At 49.7% G+C, this 18,151-nt stretch carries 18 protein-coding genes; 12 read left to right on the top strand and 6 right to left on the bottom strand.

The window, feature by feature from the left end; genetic code table 11:
- The first annotated feature begins 118 nt into the window (after positions 1-118).
- From rsxA to nth, 7 genes are read left to right on the top strand one after another with little or no spacing between them, the layout of a single operon-like run.
- Positions 119-700 (top strand): electron transport complex subunit RsxA, encoded by a 582-nt coding sequence (rsxA, locus tag J3369_RS07100; RefSeq protein ID WP_119500689.1) that lies wholly within the window; start codon positions 119-121, stop codon positions 698-700.
- Positions 700-1,269, top strand: coding sequence for an electron transport complex subunit RsxB (gene rsxB / locus J3369_RS07095; protein ID WP_119500688.1), 570 nt, complete (start codon positions 700-702; stop codon positions 1,267-1,269). The genes rsxA and rsxB overlap by 1 nt, the downstream gene beginning before the upstream one ends.
- A gap of 5 nt (positions 1,270-1,274) precedes the next feature.
- On the top strand, positions 1,275-3,515 hold the full coding sequence (gene rsxC, locus J3369_RS07090; RefSeq protein ID WP_349586203.1) for an electron transport complex subunit RsxC: 2,241 nt from the start codon (positions 1,275-1,277) through the stop codon (positions 3,513-3,515).
- Positions 3,516-4,589: an electron transport complex subunit RsxD gene (gene rsxD / locus J3369_RS07085; protein ID WP_349585352.1), complete on the top strand. Its 1,074-nt coding sequence runs from the start codon at positions 3,516-3,518 to the stop codon at positions 4,587-4,589.
- Positions 4,589-5,236 carry an electron transport complex subunit RsxG gene (gene rsxG, locus J3369_RS07080; RefSeq protein WP_349585349.1) on the top strand — a complete coding sequence of 216 codons (648 nt, stop codon included), beginning with the start codon at positions 4,589-4,591 and terminating at the stop codon, positions 5,234-5,236. The genes rsxD and rsxG overlap by 1 nt, the downstream gene beginning before the upstream one ends.
- Positions 5,233-5,925, top strand: a complete 693-nt coding sequence (locus J3369_RS07075) for an electron transport complex subunit E (RefSeq protein WP_349585346.1) — start codon at positions 5,233-5,235, stop codon at positions 5,923-5,925. The genes rsxG and J3369_RS07075 overlap by 4 nt, the downstream gene beginning before the upstream one ends.
- 8 nt (positions 5,926-5,933) lie before the next feature.
- Positions 5,934-6,569 carry an endonuclease III gene (gene nth / locus J3369_RS07070; protein ID WP_349585343.1) on the top strand — a complete coding sequence of 212 codons (636 nt, stop codon included), beginning with the start codon at positions 5,934-5,936 and terminating at the stop codon, positions 6,567-6,569.
- 4 nt (positions 6,570-6,573) lie between these two features.
- Here nth and J3369_RS07065 read toward each other — a convergent pair whose 3' ends face one another.
- Complete coding sequence (locus J3369_RS07065; RefSeq protein ID WP_349585340.1) at positions 6,574-7,014, bottom strand: aspartyl protease family protein; 441 nt, start codon at positions 7,012-7,014, stop codon at positions 6,574-6,576.
- A 318-nt stretch (positions 7,015-7,332) separates the two neighbouring features.
- Here J3369_RS07065 and J3369_RS07060 point away from each other — a divergent pair, with 318 nt between their 5' ends.
- Both J3369_RS07060 and glpQ read left to right on the top strand, forming a co-directional pair.
- Positions 7,333-7,692, top strand: coding sequence for a hypothetical protein (locus tag J3369_RS07060; RefSeq protein ID WP_349585337.1), 360 nt, complete (start codon positions 7,333-7,335; stop codon positions 7,690-7,692).
- Between the two features lie 211 nt (positions 7,693-7,903).
- Positions 7,904-8,911: a glycerophosphodiester phosphodiesterase gene (gene glpQ / locus J3369_RS07055; protein ID WP_502877418.1), complete on the top strand. Its 1,008-nt coding sequence runs from the start codon at positions 7,904-7,906 to the stop codon at positions 8,909-8,911.
- Positions 8,912-8,919: 8 nt separating this feature from the next.
- Here glpQ and J3369_RS07050 read toward each other — a convergent pair whose 3' ends face one another.
- The gene (locus tag J3369_RS07050) at positions 8,920-9,783 is read right to left on the bottom strand and encodes a flagellar protein MotY (RefSeq protein ID WP_303575670.1); all 864 of its coding nucleotides are present in this window, start codon (positions 9,781-9,783) and stop codon (positions 8,920-8,922) included.
- Positions 9,784-9,973: 190 nt separating this feature from the next.
- On the opposite strand from J3369_RS07050, the gene rnt reads away from it, so the two are divergent.
- Both rnt and J3369_RS07040 read left to right on the top strand, forming a co-directional pair.
- Entirely contained in the window at positions 9,974-10,609 is a 636-nt protein-coding gene (rnt, locus tag J3369_RS07045) for a ribonuclease T (protein WP_119500679.1), read from the top strand.
- 106 nt (positions 10,610-10,715) lie between these two features.
- The gene (locus J3369_RS07040; protein WP_349585333.1) at positions 10,716-12,038 is read left to right on the top strand and encodes a sugar porter family MFS transporter; all 1,323 of its coding nucleotides are present in this window, start codon (positions 10,716-10,718) and stop codon (positions 12,036-12,038) included.
- An 80-nt stretch (positions 12,039-12,118) separates the two neighbouring features.
- Here J3369_RS07040 and J3369_RS07035 read toward each other — a convergent pair whose 3' ends face one another.
- A complete protein-coding gene (locus J3369_RS07035; RefSeq protein WP_119500677.1) occupies positions 12,119-12,724 on the bottom strand; it encodes a peroxiredoxin in 606 nt (201 codons plus the stop codon).
- Positions 12,725-12,948: 224 nt separating this feature from the next.
- On the opposite strand from J3369_RS07035, the gene J3369_RS07030 reads away from it, so the two are divergent.
- Positions 12,949-13,143, top strand: a complete 195-nt coding sequence (locus J3369_RS07030) for a (2Fe-2S)-binding protein (RefSeq protein WP_119500676.1) — start codon at positions 12,949-12,951, stop codon at positions 13,141-13,143.
- Between the two features lie 46 nt (positions 13,144-13,189).
- Here the strand turns inward: J3369_RS07030 and J3369_RS07025 are convergent, their stop codons facing one another.
- The 3 genes from J3369_RS07025 to J3369_RS07015 all read right to left on the bottom strand — a co-directional run bounded on the left by J3369_RS07025 (position 13,190) and on the right by J3369_RS07015 (position 18,146).
- Complete coding sequence (locus J3369_RS07025; RefSeq protein ID WP_349585329.1) at positions 13,190-16,084, bottom strand: TonB-dependent receptor plug domain-containing protein; 2,895 nt, start codon at positions 16,082-16,084, stop codon at positions 13,190-13,192.
- Positions 16,085-16,511: 427 nt separating this feature from the next.
- The gene (locus J3369_RS07020) at positions 16,512-17,579 is read right to left on the bottom strand and encodes a FecR family protein (protein ID WP_349585326.1); all 1,068 of its coding nucleotides are present in this window, start codon (positions 17,577-17,579) and stop codon (positions 16,512-16,514) included.
- Between the two features lie 3 nt (positions 17,580-17,582).
- The gene (locus tag J3369_RS07015) at positions 17,583-18,146 is read right to left on the bottom strand and encodes an RNA polymerase sigma factor (RefSeq protein WP_349585324.1); all 564 of its coding nucleotides are present in this window, start codon (positions 18,144-18,146) and stop codon (positions 17,583-17,585) included.
- Between the last annotated feature and the right edge of the window lie 5 nt (positions 18,147-18,151).

Raw genomic sequence — 18,151 nt, 5'->3', positions numbered from 1 at the left:
ATTATTCTCATTTGTATTAAGTTGTTAATCGCGCGACAAAAAGCGATAATACGCAACGTGACAGACACTGCTGTTTTTTAAATTTTCTAATGTCCAATATGCGTTCACTGCTTTTACTATGACAGATTTTTTGTTACTCCTTGTGGGTACAGTACTCGTTAACAATTTCGTGCTGGTTAAGTTTCTGGGTTTATGCCCCTTTATGGGCGTGTCCGGCAAACTTGAAACGGCCATTGGCATGGCCATGGCGACATCCTTTGTTTTAACACTGGCATCTGTCACCAGTTATCTGGTCGAAACCTGGCTGCTTGTGCCCCTGGGCATCGGTTATCTGCGAACACTGGCATTCATCCTGGTTATTGCCGTCGTGGTTCAGTTCACTGAAATGGTCGTGCATAAGACCAGTCCGACCTTATACCGGCTACTCGGAATATTTCTGCCTCTTATCACTACCAACTGCGCGGTATTGGGTGTTGCCCTGCTAAACCTGACAGAGCAACATAATCTCATTGAGAGCCTGATTTACGGCTTCGGTGCTTCTGTTGGTTTTTCTCTTGTGCTTATTTTATTCGCTGCAATGCGTGAACGTCTGGCCGCAGCAGATGTTCCGGTGGCTTTTAAAGGCGCTTCTATTGCCATGGTTACCGCCGGCCTTATGTCGCTGGCATTTATGGGTTTCAGCGGTCTGGTGAAATTATAATGACGATATCAGTAGCACTTATCGCCATCGGCGTGCTTGCCGTCGCATTCGGCCTGCTTTTAGGCTATGCCAGCATCCGTTTTAAAGTTGAAGCCGACCCTCTGGTTGAGCAAATCGATGAAATCTTACCGCAAACTCAATGTGGTCAGTGTGGTTATCCGGGTTGCCGCCCCTATGCAGAAGCAATTGCAAACGGTGATGACATTAATAAATGTCCGCCCGGCGGCGAGTCCACGATTAAGAAACTTGCCGATCTGACCGGTAAAGAGGCCAAACCCCTCGATTCAGCCCACGGTGAAGAAGACGTGAAAAAAGTCGCCTTCATCCGCGAAGATGAATGTATCGGCTGTACCAAATGTATTCAGGCATGTCCGGTAGATGCCATTCTGGGCGCTGCAAAACATATGCACACGGTGCTGACTCAGGAATGTACGGGTTGTGATCTCTGCGTGGACCCCTGCCCTGTTGACTGTATCGACATGGTGCCCGTTGAAACCACAACGGCGTCATGGAAATGGGATTTTGATAAAACGCCCAAAGGCGATATTCCAATTAAGATGGTGTCGTAATCGTGATGTTTCCTGTTTATGAAGAGGTTCTGGCCCGGCTGGATAAGGGTCAGCTCAGCAGCTTTCCCGGCGGCGTACATCCCGAAGGTCATAAAGGGCTTTCGAATCAGACTCAAATAGTGGATTTGCCACTGGCAAAGGAATACGTTGTGCCGGTACGCCAGCATATTGGTACAGAAGGCACGTTACTGGTGCGCCCCGGCGATAAGGTTCTCAAAGGTCAGCCACTGACCCAGTCCAGCCAGCCTTTTTCTGTGCCTGTCCATGCGCCCACCTCCGGTACCATAGACAGCATAGCGCAGCATGTTACCGCTCATCCCAGTGGTTTGGATGAACTTTGTGTGACGCTGAAAGCCGATGGCCGTGATACCTGGTATCCTCTTTCTCCCTGCCCGGACTATGCAAAAGAAGAAAAGGTGTCACTGACTGAAAGGTTATGTGACGCAGGAATTTCAGGTATGGGAGGCGCCGGCTTTCCCAGCCACATTAAGGTGAATACCAACAAGCCAGTTGAGTTTCTGATCATCAACGGCGTGGAATGCGAGCCTTACATCACGTCAGACGACAGACTGATGCGTGAGCACGCTGACGGCATCATGACCGGTATTGAAATTCTTGTACACCTGCTATCCCCCAAATGCGTGGTAATCGCCATTGAAGACAACAAACCTGAAGCCATAAGGGTCTTGTCAAAACAGGTTGAAACCCTGCCCCACATCCGTGTAGCAACAGTAGAGACAAAGTACCCTGCCGGCGGCGAAAAACAACTTATTCAGGTCGTGACCGGCCGTGAAGTGCCCCGCAAAGGATTGCCTCTTGATGTGGGTGTGACCATGTTCAATGTGGGTACCTGCTTTGCAGTTGCGCAAGCCATTATTGAAGGTAAACCCCTAATCGAAAGGATCGTCACAGTCACAGGTCAGGCAGTTAAACGCCCCGGAAACTATCGTGTTCGCCTGGGGACTCCGGTGAATCACGTGTTGTCTCAGGCGGGTTACCTCGGTGAAAAGCAGACAACGCCACAGGTCATCATGGGCGGCCCGATGATGGGCTTTACCTTAAATGACGCCGCGGTACCGGTGGTAAAAACCACCAACTGTCTGTTAGTACCGGCGACAGGTGAACTCACCAACGGTGACGACGAACGCGCCTGCATCCGTTGCAGTGCCTGTGCTGATGCCTGTCCGGCAACATTGCTTCCGCAGCAGCTGTACTGGCACAGTAAAGCGAAAGAATACGATAAGGCACAGGAATATAATCTGTTTGATTGTATCGAATGCGGTGCCTGCGCTTATGTATGCCCCAGTGAAATACCGCTGGTTCATTATTACCGTAAAGCCAAAGCTGACATTCGCCTGGAGCTTGACGAAAAAGCTAAAGCAGACAAAGCCAAAGAACGTTTCGAAGCCCGCAAAGCCCGCCTTGAACGGGAAAAAGAAGAGCGGGAAGCGAAGCATCGTAAAGCCAAAGAAGCAAGGCTGGCAGCTGCCGCACAACCGGCAACTGACGCTCCAGCCTCTCAAAGCAGCGATGCAGCCCCCAAAGATAAAGTAGCGGCCGCTCTGGCACGTGCCAAAGCCCGCAAAGTGGCAGCACAAAAAGCAGAATCACAACCGGAAACGGCACCCGCTTCACAGGACGAAACTCCTGCTGCAAATGATAAGAAGGCCGCAGTGGCAGCAGCCATCGCCCGGGCGAAAGCTAAGAAAGCAGCTCAAAATGCAACGCCTCCTGCTGATACCACTGACGCTGCTCCTGCACCGGAAGGCGAAACTGACAACAAGAAAGCCGCAGTTGCAGCAGCCATAGCCAGAGCGAAAGCCAAAAAGGCGGCCAGAGAAGCGCAACAGTCTGCAGACGACAACAGCGAAAAACCGCCGGTACAAACAGAACCGGCTCAGCCAGAACCGGCACAAAAAGAACCTGAAGCAACCCAATCCTCCCCGGCAGCACCGTCTGCTGAAGAAGCCAGAAAAGCGCGTATTGCAGCCGCTGTTGCCAAAGCAAAAGCGAAAAAGGCGGCAAAAGACAATGATGGCGCACCGGAACAGGATGCAAAAACCGGAACAGGGGCTCAGGAAACGACTGATAAACCCGACGCTGACAAGCAAACAGATGCACAGGCTGATTCAGACACAACACAAAAAAAAGCAGACCCCGCGGATGAAAAGAAAGCCCGTATTGCTGCTGCGGTTGCAAAAGCAAAAGCGAAAAAAGCCGCCAGAGACAACGGGAATAATGACTAAATGAAACTAAATCTTGCCAGTTCCCCTCACTTACGCACAAAGCGTGATACCAGTCAGGTAATGCGCCTGGTGCTGTACGCCATGTTGCCGGGCATTGCTTGTCAGGTTCTATTCTTTGGCTGGGGCCTCGTCATTCAGGCGTTCCTTGCTGTTGCTACAGCACTGGCAACGGAAGCCGCGATTTTGTCTCTGCGCAATAAACAGGTTAAGCGCAATCTGTCTGATTACAGTGCCGTACTCACAGCCTGCCTGCTGGCAGTCAGCATTCCTCCTACTCTGCCCTGGTGGATGACAGTCACCGGCACTTTTTTCGCCATAGCAATCGTGAAACAGCTCTACGGCGGTTTGGGCTACAACCTGTTTAATCCGGCGATGGTGGCTTATGTCGTGCTGCTGGTGTCTTTTCCTGCGGCAATGACTCAGTGGCTGCCACCGGAAGGCGTAAGAGCGGCAGCATTATCCTTTACAGATACATTGAGCCTGATTTTTACCGGTTATACGCAAACCGGACTGGATGTCACTCAAATCAGGGATGTGGCTGACGGCATGACATCCGCGACGCCCCTGGATCAGGTGAAAACTGGCCTGACCCGTTCTTCAACCTATTCTGAGTTACTGGCATCGCCAATTTACGATGGCGGCCTTTTTGCCAGCGGTGCCGCTGGCTGGTCCTGGGTAAGCGCAGCCTGGGCTCTGGGCGGGCTGGCGCTGTGGCGTCTGAAGGTTATCAGCTGGCACATTCCGGGCAGCATGATCGCCAGCGTTGCCCTGTGCGCCTTATTTCTTCATCTGCTCAATCAGGATATCTACGCGTCACCGGTCTTTCACCTTATCAACGGCAGCGTGTTATTCGGTGCGTTTTTCATTGCCACTGACCCTGTATCTGCCTCCACCACAGCAAGAGGACGGATAGTGTTTGGCGCGCTCATCGGATTCTGGATTGTGATTATCCGTACGTTTGGCGGTTATCCTGATGCGGTCGCCTTTGCGGTCATTATCATGAACATGGCTGTGCCGCTAATCGATTATTACACCCGTCCGCGCACCTACGGCCATCCGCGGGGTAAAGCATAATGAACAGTATTATGAAAAATGGCGTGATGCTGGGGGCTTTTGCCATTGTGACCACAGGTTTAATTGCCACTACTTTTTTCAGCACTGAGTCGCGCATTGCAGAGCAGGAACAGCAAAAATTGATGTCTCTGCTGAACGAAGTGGTCCCCCAATCGCTTTACGATAATGAATTGTATTCAGATTGCACGGCCGTCACTGATCCGCTGCTTGGTAAGCCGGGCACTTTACGCCACGTTTACCGTGCACGGTTAAACGGAGAGCCCGCCGCCCTTGCTATTGAAGCTGTGGCACCGGACGGTTACAGTGGGGATATTGCCATTGTTATCGGTGTCACTGATAACATGACGGTAACCGGCGTGCGGACTGTGAGACACCAGGAAACTCCCGGACTGGGTGACAAAATCGAATTGTCAGTCAGTGACTGGATAACATCCTTCAGCGGTGAGTCCTTTGATGATTCGGCGCTGAACAAATGGCAGGTAAAAAAAGACGGTGGCAAGTTTGACCAGTTTACCGGCGCAACGATTACTCCCCGTGCCGTTACAGGTGCAGTAAAACGGGCCCTGTTGTATGTGGAAGCAAACCGTGAGTCTTTATTTGCCCTGCCAGTTAATTGCATGGCTAAGCAACCCGGAGGTTCAGAATGAGTGAGTGGAAAAATCTGACCATCGAAGGTTTATGGAAAAATAATCCTGCACTGGTTCAGCTTCTGGGTTTATGCCCCCTTCTTGCGGTCACCGCAACAGTTATTAACGGGCTTGGCCTGGGGCTGGCAACCACACTGGTGCTGATTGGTTCAAATATTACCGTGAGCCTGGTACGTAATATTGTCAGGAACGAAATCCGGATCCCGGTGTTCGTGATGGTTATTGCAGGTTTTGTAACTGTTGTTCAGCTACTGATGAACGCCTTTACCTACGAACTTTATTTAACACTGGGCATTTTTATTCCGTTAATTGTGACAAATTGCGCCATCATTGGCCGGGCTGAAGCCTTTGCTTCTAAGAATCCGGTCCTGCCGGCAGCCCTTGACGGCCTGATGATGGGTGCAGGGTTTACTGCTGTGCTGATGTTACTTGGCGCCATGCGCGAAGCCTTAGGTTCCGGTACCCTGCTGAGCGGAGCTGATCGTCTTTTTGGCAGCATAGCGACCAACTGGACCATTACTTTATTTGATACAGACCAGCCTTTCCTGCTCGCTATTTTGCCGCCGGGCGCATTCATTGGCATGGGTCTGCTCATTGCTCTTAAAAATGTTATCGACGCGCGGATGGCTGCCAAAAAGGTTCCGGAAGCCAAAACCGTCACCCGAATCAGGGTAACTGCTGAAAGTTAAGTGTTGCTATGAATAATACTAAAAGAAAGGAAATTCTGACCCGGCTGAGAGATGCTAATCCTCATCCCACTACTGAATTGAACTTCACTACACCCTTTGAATTGCTGGTCGCAGTTACCTTATCAGCACAGGCCACCGATGTGGGTGTGAATAAGGCGACGGCCAAACTGTTTCCTGTGGCCAATACGCCGCAGGCTATCGCAGATTTGGGCGTAGATGGCTTAAAGGAATACATCAAGACTATTGGTCTTTACAATGCCAAAGCCGAAAACGTGCACAAACTCAGTAAGATCATTGTTGAAAAGCACAATGGCGAGGTACCGGAAAGCCGGGAGGCGCTGGAAGCTTTGCCGGGCGTTGGCCGTAAAACGGCGAATGTAGTACTGAATACAGCATTCGGCTGGCCCACGATTGCTGTAGACACTCACATATTCCGGGTATCAAACCGCACTAAATTTGCCATGGGCAAGAACGTAGACAGAGTGGAAGAAAAGCTGTTAAAAGTCGTGCCTGCTGAATTTAAGGTCGACGTTCACCACTGGCTTATCCTGCACGGCCGCTACACCTGCATCGCCCGCAAACCACGTTGTGGTTCCTGTATTATTGAAGACTTGTGTGAGTTTAAGGAAAAAACAGAAGTCTGATTGATCAGCGGCAACCGGACAGGGTGACAGACTCAGCCGTGATGGTCATAGGAGCCGCTTTAAGCAGTGTGTTGATACCCAGAATATTGTTTCCTCCGGGCATCACGGCAACTTCTACCGGACCCAGTTCGCAAGCCTGTCCGATACGGATTGAACTGAGCTGATACTGCGACACAGTGAGAATTTTACCGTTCGCCAGTCTGGCTGCCGATTTCCCCGTTTGTTTCAGCTTCCGGCCTTTGGTTAACGCCTCAAAAGTTGCTTTATTTAAGGTCAGCAAGCCGGAGCCGGTGTCGAGAAGAAATGTAGCTGTGACTGCCGATTCAAGCGTCGCTTCAAGGTACAGGGTACCGCCTGCACTCTGATCGTGTTGCACCGCCTGTTCACTGGCAACTACGGCAGTTGTAAACAGCATTCCTGCTACCCATAAAATGATGCACTTCATAACTGTTCCGGCCCTGCTGACGATACCTGTACAGTTACAGCAACTTAAACGCCATTCCGGTAAGTAACTGATTTATCACTAACCCGTTCCTCTCAGCGCCCACCCAACAAACCAAAAAAGTGCATGGCCACCCAAATTGCACCACCAATAAGCACAAAAAGATAAAAATGCAGCGAAATCGTCCATGTTTGATAGCCAAACATAGCTCAAGCTTCGGAGCTGATAGATTTAAACTATCTCCAGATAGTATTGTTTCATTTTTATTCAGCCATACAATGGAATAAAGCACCATTTTGATGCAAACAAAAGGACACTGTTATGAAAAGAACCCTCTCTCTGCTGAGCTTATGTGCTTTACCGGCCCTGTTTACCGGAGCGGCTGCCGGCGAAACACGAAATAATGAAATGATTGATATCCAGGTTGTGGATTATGCCGGTAAACCACCGTTTAAACGCAAAATAGTCAGCCTGCCGGTACATGACGTGGCTCAACTTGAATTAGCAGGTGGCGAACCTGAAGAGTATGTGGAAGTGAAAGAGGTCATCATGCGGGGCAAACCGCCGTACCGTCGCATCACAACAACGATGCCTGTATACGATGTCGCTCAGTTTGAACTGCTGGAAACGGAACAGCAAAGCGGAAAACAGGGCAGTCGTCCCCCGTTTAAGCGCTTCTGAACATAATGTCAGGGCGGCTCAGAATTGACTGAGCCGCCCTGTTCTCTCTCCCCGCTGACCATTTTTTCAGTTCCTACCGCCTTTACAGATCTACGTCACACGAATGTCTTCTTTCCCCGCCAGAATAGAGGTTTTGGTTCCGGCAAAAACATCCTGTATGCTTTTCTTTTGCTGTCGTTACCAGTGTCGTTCACCAATAAAGGATCTGTTTGTGTTAAAAAACACTTTGCTCTCTTTCACCTTTTCTACGCTGTGTTTGAGTACCTGTGCCGCTGCATTCGATATCATTGCTCACAGAGGTGCATCAGGTTATCTTCCCGAGCATACGCTGGAAGCCGCAACACTGGCGTTTGCCCAGCAACCGGATTACATCGAACAGGACGTGGTCGCCACTAAAGATGGTGAACTGGTTGTACTTCATGATATTCATCTGGATACGGTGACCAATGTGGCCGCGAAGTTTCCTGGCCGCGCCCGTGACGATGGCCGTTGGTATGCGCTGGATTTCACGTTAGCGGAATTGCGCACGCTTCAAGTAAAAGAGCGGGCAGATACCGCTGGAAAACAAGTGTTTGCCAATCGCTATCATGGCAGTAAAGCGCTGTTTACCATTGCTACGTTAGATGAACATATAGAACTCATCAGTGAATTAAACCGCGAATTTAACAGCAACATTGGCTTTTATACTGAAATCAAGTCGCCAGCCTGGCATAAAAAAGAAGGCACAGATATCAGCCAACTTCTGCTTGATACACTGGCGCGCTATGACCTCAATGGCGGGAATGCCAATATTTATGTGCAGTGTTTTGATTTTGCTGAAGTTAAGCGTCTGCGCGACGAGCTGGGGTTTAAAGGCAAGATAGTTTTGTTGCTGGCTGACAACAGCTGGGGTGAGTCTCCCACTGATTACCAGGCACTTCTGACTGAACAGGGCATGCATGATATTGCAAAATATGCTGATGGCGTTGGTCCCTGGTTACCACAGTTACTGGACATGAAGGCTCTTCAGCAAGGTAAGGTTGTCCCTGCTTCCTGGCTGGCAACGGCGAAAAAAGAAGGGCTGATTATTCACCCTTATACATTCAGAATTGATGCACTGCCAACAGGTATGACAGCAGAGAAGATCCTCGGACTGCTAACCGGACCGTTGGCGGTTGATGGTGTTTTTACCGATCAGGTCCCGCCGGTAAAAAGCTTTTTACAACACAGCGGAAAATAACCAGACGTCTACCCCCTGGATAACCGCACCACAACGCGGCGGTTGAGCGCACGGGCGTCACTGTTGTCATTTGGCGAGATGTGACGCTTCTCGCCGTGGCCAGTGACTTCGATACGGGAGGCATCCACACCCATGGCTGTAAAATACTCTTTCACCTGATTAGCACGGCGGACAGATAACTGCTCGTTGCTCCAGCGTCCGCCATAGCTGTCGGTATAACCGTCCAGTAACACCAATTCCAGTCCGCTGTCTTCTTTCAGATATTCTCCGATCATACTGAGACGCTTCTCTGAGTATTTCGTTAAGTCTACGCTGTTTTTCTCGTACGACAGCACGGTGTAGGCAATATCATCAAAACTGTAGGGCAACAGTTGTGACACGCACTTTACGAAGTTGCGGTATACCGGTGTGAAGTTGCTGGCATTCAGGGCAACAGCCACTTTGTCGTATTCGTTGTACCAGTCCTGATAGTAAATAGTCGGCCAGTAGCCCTTTTCCAATTCACTGAGCATTGTCCAGGCAGCCTGTTCCGGCAGATCACCGTTATATTGGGTTCGCAGGGTCATATCAGCGATATTTTTAGGTGCTGCGCCCGGCATCCATGAAGGAGGGACGGAATAAACGGCGGCAACGCCAAATTTCTTCGGCAGCAGTTGCATGTCCAGCTCGAATTCCATATTCAGTTGCTTCGACGCTACGCTGGAGAACGCTGCATCGCCGTAACCGGGCACTGCGTGAGATAAAGTGCACTGCAAACGGCTTTCATCTTTCAACTGCCAGTCAGAGGATTCTACAGTCGCAGAATACTGGCGCATTGCGCCGTAACCCGGTGCACTTATCAGCAAAAAACACAATAAAGCCTGTCGAAACATAATATGCCCTGAAACTAAGAAAAAAGAGGTGGCTCTTTCTTTATCGCCGCCCTGCGAAAAAAGTTTAGCACAATGGTCAGTATAATCCCCTTCCCTCACAGGTAACAAAGGTAGATACATACGGCGTATCTTGCGATAATCCACTTTTCCTTTGCCCATGCACTTGTTTATTCAGAGGCTTCTTCGTTCTATGTCTGAAAACGCGAATTTGTTAAAGCACCGTTTCCGTGGTTATTTTCCTGTCATTATTGATGTGGAAACTGCCGGTTTTAATGCTACAACTGATGCACTGCTTGAAATCGCTGCTGTCACTTTGCGTATGGATGAACAAGGTGATTTGCACCCCGACAAAACCGTGCATCATCATGTCAATCCCTTCGAAGGCGCGAACCTGGAGCCGGCTGCACTGGAGTTTAATGGCATTGATCCTCATTGTCCGCTAAGGGGCGCACTGGATGAAGCCGACGTCATGAAAGACGTATGTAAGCAAATCCGCAAACTGCAGAAAGATGCAGATTGTCAGCGCTCAGTGATTGTGGCCCATAATGCCACCTTTGATCAGAGCTTTGTGAATGCCGCGATTGCCCGCAGTAACATTAAGCGCACTCCGTTTCACCCGTTTGTGTCTTTCGATACAACGACACTGGCAGGGTTAGCCGTTGGTCAGACAGTGCTGGTTAAGGCATGCCGAGAAGCCGGGATTGCGTTTGACCAGAGTGAAGCACACAGTGCCCTTTACGATGCAGAGCGGACAGCAGAACTGTTTTGCTACATTGTGAACCGCTACAAACACTTAGGTGGCTGGCCAGTCGCGCCTGCGGAATGACCGGTCACAGGGACAGTTATCCTTTTTCTATTTGACGCCGCCTCTTTCTTGTTAACAAATTGTAACGTACACTGAGAATAACTGAATCGTTTAAGTCGTGTACGTTATGAAACATCCCGTTGTCCTCTGGACCCTGACCGTCGCCTTCGCCGGTTTTCTTTTCGGATTTGATACCGCTGTTATTTCCGGCGCTGATCAGCCTATTCAGGCTTTATGGCAAACCTCAGATCTGACTCACGGATTGCTGGTCATGTCTTCTGCCCTGTGGGGTACCGTTGCCGGTGCCCTTACCGCCAATATTCCCTGCGATAAATTTGGACGCAAACCAGTACTTGTTGGCATTGGCATTTTGTATGTGGTGTCAGCCATAGGCTCAGCACTGGCAACCGATCCTGTGTTTTTCAGCATTATGCGCTTGATTGGCGGGTTTGGGGTCGGTGTGTCGTCCATTGCGGTGCCCGCCTACATTGCCGAGATTGCGCCGGCGCAGAAACGGGGCCGTATGGTAGCCACCTACCAGTTCCAGATTGTGTTTGGTATTCTCATCGCCTTTCTTTCTAATTTCATACTCTCCGCATGGTTCAGCCTCGACTGGCGATGGATGCTGGGCATAGAAGCCATCCCGGCGATGATTTATCTGTTATTAGTACTCAATGTACCGGAAAGCCCGCGCTGGCTCCTGCTGCACCGGAATGATGAAAAACAGAGCCGGGATATTTTACTCCGTGCCGGTGAAACTGATCCTGATGCTGTGCTGGCTGCGGTAAAGCGGGATGTTCAGAATCATCGCAATCCGTCACTGTTCAATGCTGCCTACCGTTTACCGGTGTTGCTGGCTTTTCTGGTGGCGATGTTTAATCAGTTGTCAGGCATTAATTTCGTTATCTACTTTGCACCCAGAATATTCTCACTGGCCGGCCTGGATGCTTCTTCGGCTCTGTTATCCAGCGCCGGTATTGGTCTTGTTAATCTAATATTTACGCTCGCCGGACTGGCACTGATTGATAAAGTGGGCAGACGACAATTGCTGTTTGCCGGCTCACTGGGCTATCTGGTGTCTCTGAGCCTGCTCACCTGCGCGTTCTGGTTGCAATGGCAGGGAATACTCGTGGTGGGTCTGATATTTTTATTCATTGCTTCTCATGCCATGGGCCAGGGTGCTGTGATATGGGTGTTTATTTCAGAGATCTTTCCTAACAGTGTGCGCGCAAAAGGTCAGGCCCTGGGCAGCAGTACTCACTGGGTGTTCGCAGCGCTGATTGCCCTGCTGATGCCCTGGTTGCTGAGCCAGTTTTCAGCATCCGCTCTGTTTGCGTTCTTTACCGTTATGATGGCCTGCCAGCTTATCTGTGTGATTACCTTTTTCCCCGAGACAAGAGGAGAAACGCTGGAAGATTTGGGAGATACGCTTTCCCGCTCACAGCGTTAAGTCATAACACCACAGCAGAAATAAAAAAACGCCGCAGGAGCAGTGCTCCGTGCGGCGTTTTCCGGTATTTCAGGCTTTGCTTACAGCTTGTCTGCTTCTTCAGACAGGTATTTAGCCACACCGGCAGGAGATGCATCCATACCCGCTTTACCTTCAGTCCAGCCCGCAGGACAAACTTCACCATGCTCTTCGTTGAACGTCAGCGCATCAACCATACGCAGCATCTCATCGATGTTACGGCCCAGAGGCAGATCGTTAACGACCTGGTGACGTACGTTACCTTCAGCATCAATCAGGAATGAACCACGGAAAGCAACACCCGCTTCAGGATGCTCCACGTCGTAGGCCTGACAAATTTCGTGCTTAACGTCAGCAACCAGAGTGTACTTAACCGGACCAATACCGCCCTGATTTACCGGTGTGTTTCTCCACGCATTGTGTGAGAACTGAGAATCGATAGAAACACCAATCACTTCCACGCCGCGCTTCTGGAATTCTTCATACCGCTTATCAAATGCGATCAGCTCAGAAGGACATACGAAAGTGAAGTCCAGAGGGTAAAAGAACACAACGGCTTTCTTACCTTTGATAGCTTCACTTAACGTGAAAGAATCTACAATTTCACCACTTCCTAAAACAGCTGCTGCAGTAAAGTCAGGGGCCGGACGGCCTACCAGTACGCTCATTGTTCGCTCCATTAATCTTTTAAATATTATTTGTTTGCCCGCAGGCATAACCAATATAGGTGCAGTTATCTGAAAGCCAAGGTTTTTCAGGCTCAAATCAAAAATAAATCCCTTTGTTTTCTTAATGTAGACTAAAGATTAATCGAAAGATTGTTGCAGAAGTATTGCTAATTATACAAATAACAACTATTATCATTCACGTTAAAGTTAATAAGGTTTGTTGTATGTTCGTTTGTATGTGTTATGGCGTGACGGATAAAGACATCATGAATGCAGTGGAACAGGACGGTGTGGGTAACATCCGTGAGCTGCGTCAGCATTTAGAACTGGGGAACCAGTGCGGCAAATGCATTCAGATGGCCCAGCAAATTATCGATTCGACCATTGTCGATGAATCTCTTTTCAAAGAAGTGTGCTGATCTTTACTGTCACACTTCTCTGACGTTTATTCTTCCCTTTCTTCTCTTAAAAGTCGTAACGCGACTGCAGATAATAAAAACCACCATTGATGCCGGACGGCGCTGTAGGCGGATACAACGCGCCGACGACCTCACTGTAAGGATTCCGGTCCGGATACGTATTAAACAGATTAGATGCACCTAACGCGAAAGTCAGATTCTCTGAATAATGCCAGCTCAGTTCTGTATCCAGCGTAATCATACTGCCGCTGTTAATGTCCATGTCTGCTGCCGCATCTACGTGGTCTTCATAAAAACCGCCATAATATTTCAGGCGCCACAACAGTGACCAGGCCTGCCAATGCTGTTTTAACGTGCTGGTTACCCGGACGGCTGGCAGGTTATCTTCCAGCATTCTGACCCGCTGTGGGGTAAGACTGGGTACCAGCACCACTTCACCGTCACGGTTTCGTTGCGGGAATGCCGATAACCGCTTCACTTTGGTGTCAGTCCAGTTCATCGAGGTAGTAAGCGCATGGGTGATACCGGCGACATCAAAACGGTAATTCACTACTACATCTATACCCTGTGTTTCGGTATCGAAATCATTGGCAAAGAACTTTATCGCATTAAAATTATCCGCTTCCCGGTTGCCCTGACTCAACAGCAGGTCGATATCACTGTCAGTGAGAGGGATGGCAGATGTTGTGCTAATTCTGTCCTGCAGGCGGATATTGAAATAGTCCATCGTGAGGTAAAAATCTTCATCCCAAAAAGCAACCAAGCCCACACTGCCGTTCACAGACTCTTCCGGCGTCAGTGGTTCTGCTCCCAGTTGCACGGAAATAGGATGGGTAGGCGGCAAGGTTGCCTGATCTTCCAGACCGGAAGAGGCGTAGGCAGTGGTAATATTAATGACGTTGCTCTGCCCTACCGTAGGCGCTTTAAAACCGGTACTCAGCGAGCTGCGAAAAGAAATTACATCATTGAGGACGTACCGCAAGTTAATCTTGCCGTCCAGCGTTGAGCCGAAATCTGAAAAATGCTCTCCACGCAACGCCGTTGCTACCTGCAAATCTTCAGTCAGATGTAACTCCAGATCTGCATACATGGCCCAGTTATGACGACTCCAGTGGCCCGCAGACATAGGCTGATAGCCGGGAAAGCCATTGGAACCCACACTGAAGCCGGCGGAATCGGTGCGGGAAGCGTCGTTGGCAAAGGGCCCTTCCACCCATGATGCTTCATCGCCGGCGATTTGCCCGTAGGTTTCCCGACGCCATTCGAAGCCGACAGCCACACTGGCCGGTTTGGATGTCCAGCCATCATAGAAGCGGGAAAAATCAAGATTTACCGTCCGTTCAACCTGGCTTACTGCACCGGGGGAAAAGGATAAAGGAGACGCATCGCCCAGAGACGGGTTAACCGTGTTTTCCAGACGAAAACGTACATTGGAGTATCCGACACTACCACTGAGATCAAATAGCCAGTGCTTGTTCAGTGAGCCCCGTATCCCCGCGAATAAAGAGCCGTCTTTGATCACGCCCCCGAAGCGGGGAGTAAAACCACCGGGAAACCATTCATTAAATGCAAAACAGTTTGCCCCTGTAGGCGTAGAGTTATCTGCAATCAGCTGATAAGCAGGATTGTCCAGCACATTTGCGCCAGTAATGAAAATATCCGGGCAGGATATCCCCTGTCCAATGCCGTCTTTATCAGCAACTAACAGTTTATTCTCTGGCGACTCCGGATCACTGAACACACCCAGCCGGGTATGCGGATGACGGTAATAAAAGCCGCCATCTACAGCACGCCGTGCCGCAGTGCCGAAAAAATACAATTCAGTGTGATCATCCAAAGGCATGCCGGCATTAAAAGCCAGTTTCATGTCACTGCCCACATCAAGCGCGCCCCAGATTTGCGAGGGGTCAGTAACATAGGGATTGCCGGCTTCGGTCAGTGCCAGTGCATCCGAGCGCTGCACAGACCGGCTGGTCGCATTCTGCTGCTGATATTCTGCTGTAATGTTAAAAAAACCGTCACCCAGTGCCAGACCGGTATTCGCCTGTAACTGCACGCTTTCTCCGTCACCTTCGTAATACTGCCCGGTTTTGCCGGCGATATACCCGCCCTCACGGCGGTTATCCAGTACAAAGTTGATAACACCGGCAATCGCATCAGAGCCATATTGCGCAGCAGCGCCGTCGCGCAGTACTTCTACCTGACGCATGGCGCCCGCCGGCAGCACTGAAATATCCGGTCCCTGAGCGCCGTCTGACAGCCCGCCGCCTAAAAATGTGATCACTGCAGAACGGTGTCTGCGTTTGCCATTCAACAATACCAGCGTGTGATCAGCTGCCATTCCCCGCAGGTTTGCCGGGCGAACCAGACTGGCGGCATCGTTAATGGGCTGGTCGTTAACATTCAGCGACGGCACCACGCCGGCCAGCATGGTTAATACATCTGTGCTGCCCTGCGCCTGCAGTGCATCTCCGGCAATAATGTCTAAAGGTACCGGTGACTCCACAACTGAACGGGGCGCACTGCGGGTGCCCACAATAGCAATCCGTTCAATAGAAAAACCAATATCGTCGTTGACTCTGGGGCGTGGCGGACGCGGTGGTGGTGTTTTCAGCTCGTTAACCGCTTTCACCGTTAACATACCTGTTGCGTCAATCTGTACTGCAAGCGCAGTGCCGCGAAGCAGCTGCAATAACCCTTCCTGCAAAGTAAACGAGCCGGTAAGACCATTGGCGCGGACTTTCTCTGCCAGTTCGTAGGGGAAAAGTAATGTGGTATTTGCCTGTTTGGCAAATTCAGTGAGAGCAGCGTCAGCACTTTGAGGGGGAATATCAAAATCGATTTTTTGCTGCGCAAACACAGGCGCGGTATAACTGGCTGCGCAAAAGCTTGCAGTAGTCAACACGCGGATTAGCGATAAGCGAAGAAGTGTTTTGCGCATGAAAATCTGACAGTCGACTATATCTGTGTTGTAAAAAGAAAACCGGCCCCCCTTTATCGGGATGGTCCGTTTTCAGCCCGTTTTATTGTTATTTTTGTGAGTAAACAGGACGTTTAGCAACACAACTACTTTTCTTTTATTCGTTAATAATAGTAAAACCATAACCCTGTACAATAATAGCCGCGAAAACATCACACCGCTCAGTTAAATATTTTCCCGCTTTGCCGGATCACTTCTTTTATACGCAACGCTACAGAATTCTGTGCTTTTACACAATATGGAAACAGCAGGAAAAGTGGGAATAAAGAGTATAAAGCGGAAATATAGGGTTAAACGGCGGACCCGGTATTATTTCTCCGGAATATTCATATGACAGTCAAAGCGTTAACTACAACACTGCCCGTCTTAGCGGGCAGTATAAAATATGTTATCCCTGTTGTTGAGACAACTGAATGGTCATCGCGTCAACACGTTTATGTTCAATGTGGAAGCTGTTCTTCAACGCCGACAACAAGCCACTGATGTCGCCCACTTTGAAATATCCGGCAACCCGCTTCTGCTTCAGCGCTTCACCTTCAATGGTAAAATCAACAGCGGTGTAGCGTTCAATTTCACGTAAAGCATCTTCCAGCGCCTCGCCTTTAAACACGATCATACCCTGTTGCCAGGCCAGGTCCTGCTCCATTGCATCGGTATCAAGATTTTTAAGGTCGCTGAGTTCGCCGTCGACATTCGCTTTTTCGCCGGCAGTAAGCAGTTTCAGATTGCCAAATGCATTGCCTTTCTGAATCATTTCTGCAATTTCTTCCCGGCTCACAGAATTTTGTTTGTCCTGCACCAGGACTTTACCTTCCGTCACCACCAGCTCAAACGCTTCGTTGTTTGTGTACTGCATATTAAAAGCGGTGCCAATAGCGGTTACCGTATTTATGCCGGCTGTTACGGTAAATGGTCTGGAAGCGTCATGGGCTACAGTGAAATGTGCTTCGCCCTTAATTAAATCAATAAGGCGGCGCTCGCCGTCAAAGTTAATCTGAATGGCCGAGTTAGTGTTCATGTGCACTACGGAACCATCATTTAAGGTCAGTGTTTTCTGTTCGCCAATCGCCGTTCCGATGCGTTGCGCCAGATGATAGCCGGTGTCATTCTGACCCAGCCAGTAAGAATCAACCATCATGGCAGCTGCCGCTGCCATAAGCAGAAAACCGGCTGCCACGCTCCAGCGTGCCTGGCGAAGTACTTTTCTGGCTTTGCCCGTTTCCCCTTTAATCTGCGGACGCAGGGGGAACATGCCTTTTAATTCATTCAGTACACTTAAATCATCCCACACACGCGCCACGTCAAATAAAATACGGCGGTGACTCTGACTGGCATTCAGCCAGTCCCTGAGCGTGTCTGTTTCTTCGCTGGTTAAGCCACGATCTATACGACTTACCCAAAGGCAAGCTTCCTCGTGTATGTCATCCTTACTGGTGAATTTGCTCACATTACTCATGGCTTAACTACTTGTTTGTCCTGATCTTGTCTGCCCTGTTGTACCTTTACCACCGGCACCGGCACCGGCACTGGCTGCCAGAAAAAGTGAACATTGCAACAGCCCTTTGGCTACATGTTTTTCAACGGTACTTTCACTCAGGCCCGTCAGATCTGCAATATCCCGCTGGCTCATGCCATAGACTTTCTTTAATAAAAACACCCGCTTCACTTCAGGCGACAAGGTCTCTGTTGCTCTGCAAAAATGAATAAAGCGCTCTTTACTTTCGACATGCTTCTCAAGGCTGTAACCCACTAAATCGTGAGGAAGCATATCCATATCATCTACCGGCTGATTTAACTGACTCGCCGCACTGTTCACGTGATTAAGCGCGAGATTTCTGGCCGTTTTCAGCATGTAGGTCCGCTCATAGCGGATTTCCTGTTTTAATTCAGCCTCATAACTTTTAATGAAGGCTTCCTGCACGATGTCTTCAATATCATCCGAACTGACAATAGCACTCACCGCCCGCATCATCTTTGTGCGGTATTTTATAAAAGTGGCGGCGATAGTCGATTTGTTGGACATAATCT

This window comes from Alteromonas sp. NFXS44 (genome assembly GCF_040148705.1).
In the GTDB taxonomy this organism is placed as follows: Bacteria; Pseudomonadota; Gammaproteobacteria; order Enterobacterales; family Alteromonadaceae; genus Alteromonas.
This window is presented reverse-complemented; position numbering and strand designations above follow the sequence as displayed.

Excerpts from the sequence above, each read along its gene's own strand:
- rsxA (WP_119500689.1), top strand. The coding sequence starts at position 119 with ATGACAGATTTTTTGTTACTCCTTGTGGGTACAGTACTCGTTAACAAT.
- rsxB (WP_119500688.1), top strand. The coding sequence starts at position 700 with ATGACGATATCAGTAGCACTTATCGCCATCGGCGTGCTTGCCGTCGCA.
- rsxC (WP_349586203.1), top strand. The coding sequence starts at position 1,275 with ATGTTTCCTGTTTATGAAGAGGTTCTGGCCCGGCTGGATAAGGGTCAG.
- rsxD (WP_349585352.1), top strand. The coding sequence starts at position 3,516 with ATGAAACTAAATCTTGCCAGTTCCCCTCACTTACGCACAAAGCGTGAT.
- rsxG (WP_349585349.1), top strand. The coding sequence starts at position 4,589 with ATGAACAGTATTATGAAAAATGGCGTGATGCTGGGGGCTTTTGCCATT.
- J3369_RS07075 (WP_349585346.1), top strand. The coding sequence starts at position 5,233 with ATGAGTGAGTGGAAAAATCTGACCATCGAAGGTTTATGGAAAAATAAT.
- nth (WP_349585343.1), top strand. The coding sequence starts at position 5,934 with ATGAATAATACTAAAAGAAAGGAAATTCTGACCCGGCTGAGAGATGCT.
- J3369_RS07065 (WP_349585340.1), bottom strand. The coding sequence starts at position 7,014 with ATGAAGTGCATCATTTTATGGGTAGCAGGAATGCTGTTTACAACTGCC.
- J3369_RS07060 (WP_349585337.1), top strand. The coding sequence starts at position 7,333 with ATGAAAAGAACCCTCTCTCTGCTGAGCTTATGTGCTTTACCGGCCCTG.
- J3369_RS07050 (WP_303575670.1), bottom strand. The coding sequence starts at position 9,783 with ATGTTTCGACAGGCTTTATTGTGTTTTTTGCTGATAAGTGCACCGGGT.
- rnt (WP_119500679.1), top strand. The coding sequence starts at position 9,974 with ATGTCTGAAAACGCGAATTTGTTAAAGCACCGTTTCCGTGGTTATTTT.
- J3369_RS07040 (WP_349585333.1), top strand. The coding sequence starts at position 10,716 with ATGAAACATCCCGTTGTCCTCTGGACCCTGACCGTCGCCTTCGCCGGT.
- J3369_RS07035 (WP_119500677.1), bottom strand. The coding sequence starts at position 12,724 with ATGAGCGTACTGGTAGGCCGTCCGGCCCCTGACTTTACTGCAGCAGCT.
- J3369_RS07030 (WP_119500676.1), top strand. The coding sequence starts at position 12,949 with ATGTTCGTTTGTATGTGTTATGGCGTGACGGATAAAGACATCATGAAT.
- J3369_RS07025 (WP_349585329.1), bottom strand. The coding sequence starts at position 16,084 with ATGCGCAAAACACTTCTTCGCTTATCGCTAATCCGCGTGTTGACTACT.
- J3369_RS07020 (WP_349585326.1), bottom strand. The coding sequence starts at position 17,579 with ATGAGTAATGTGAGCAAATTCACCAGTAAGGATGACATACACGAGGAA.
- J3369_RS07015 (WP_349585324.1), bottom strand. The coding sequence starts at position 18,146 with ATGTCCAACAAATCGACTATCGCCGCCACTTTTATAAAATACCGCACA.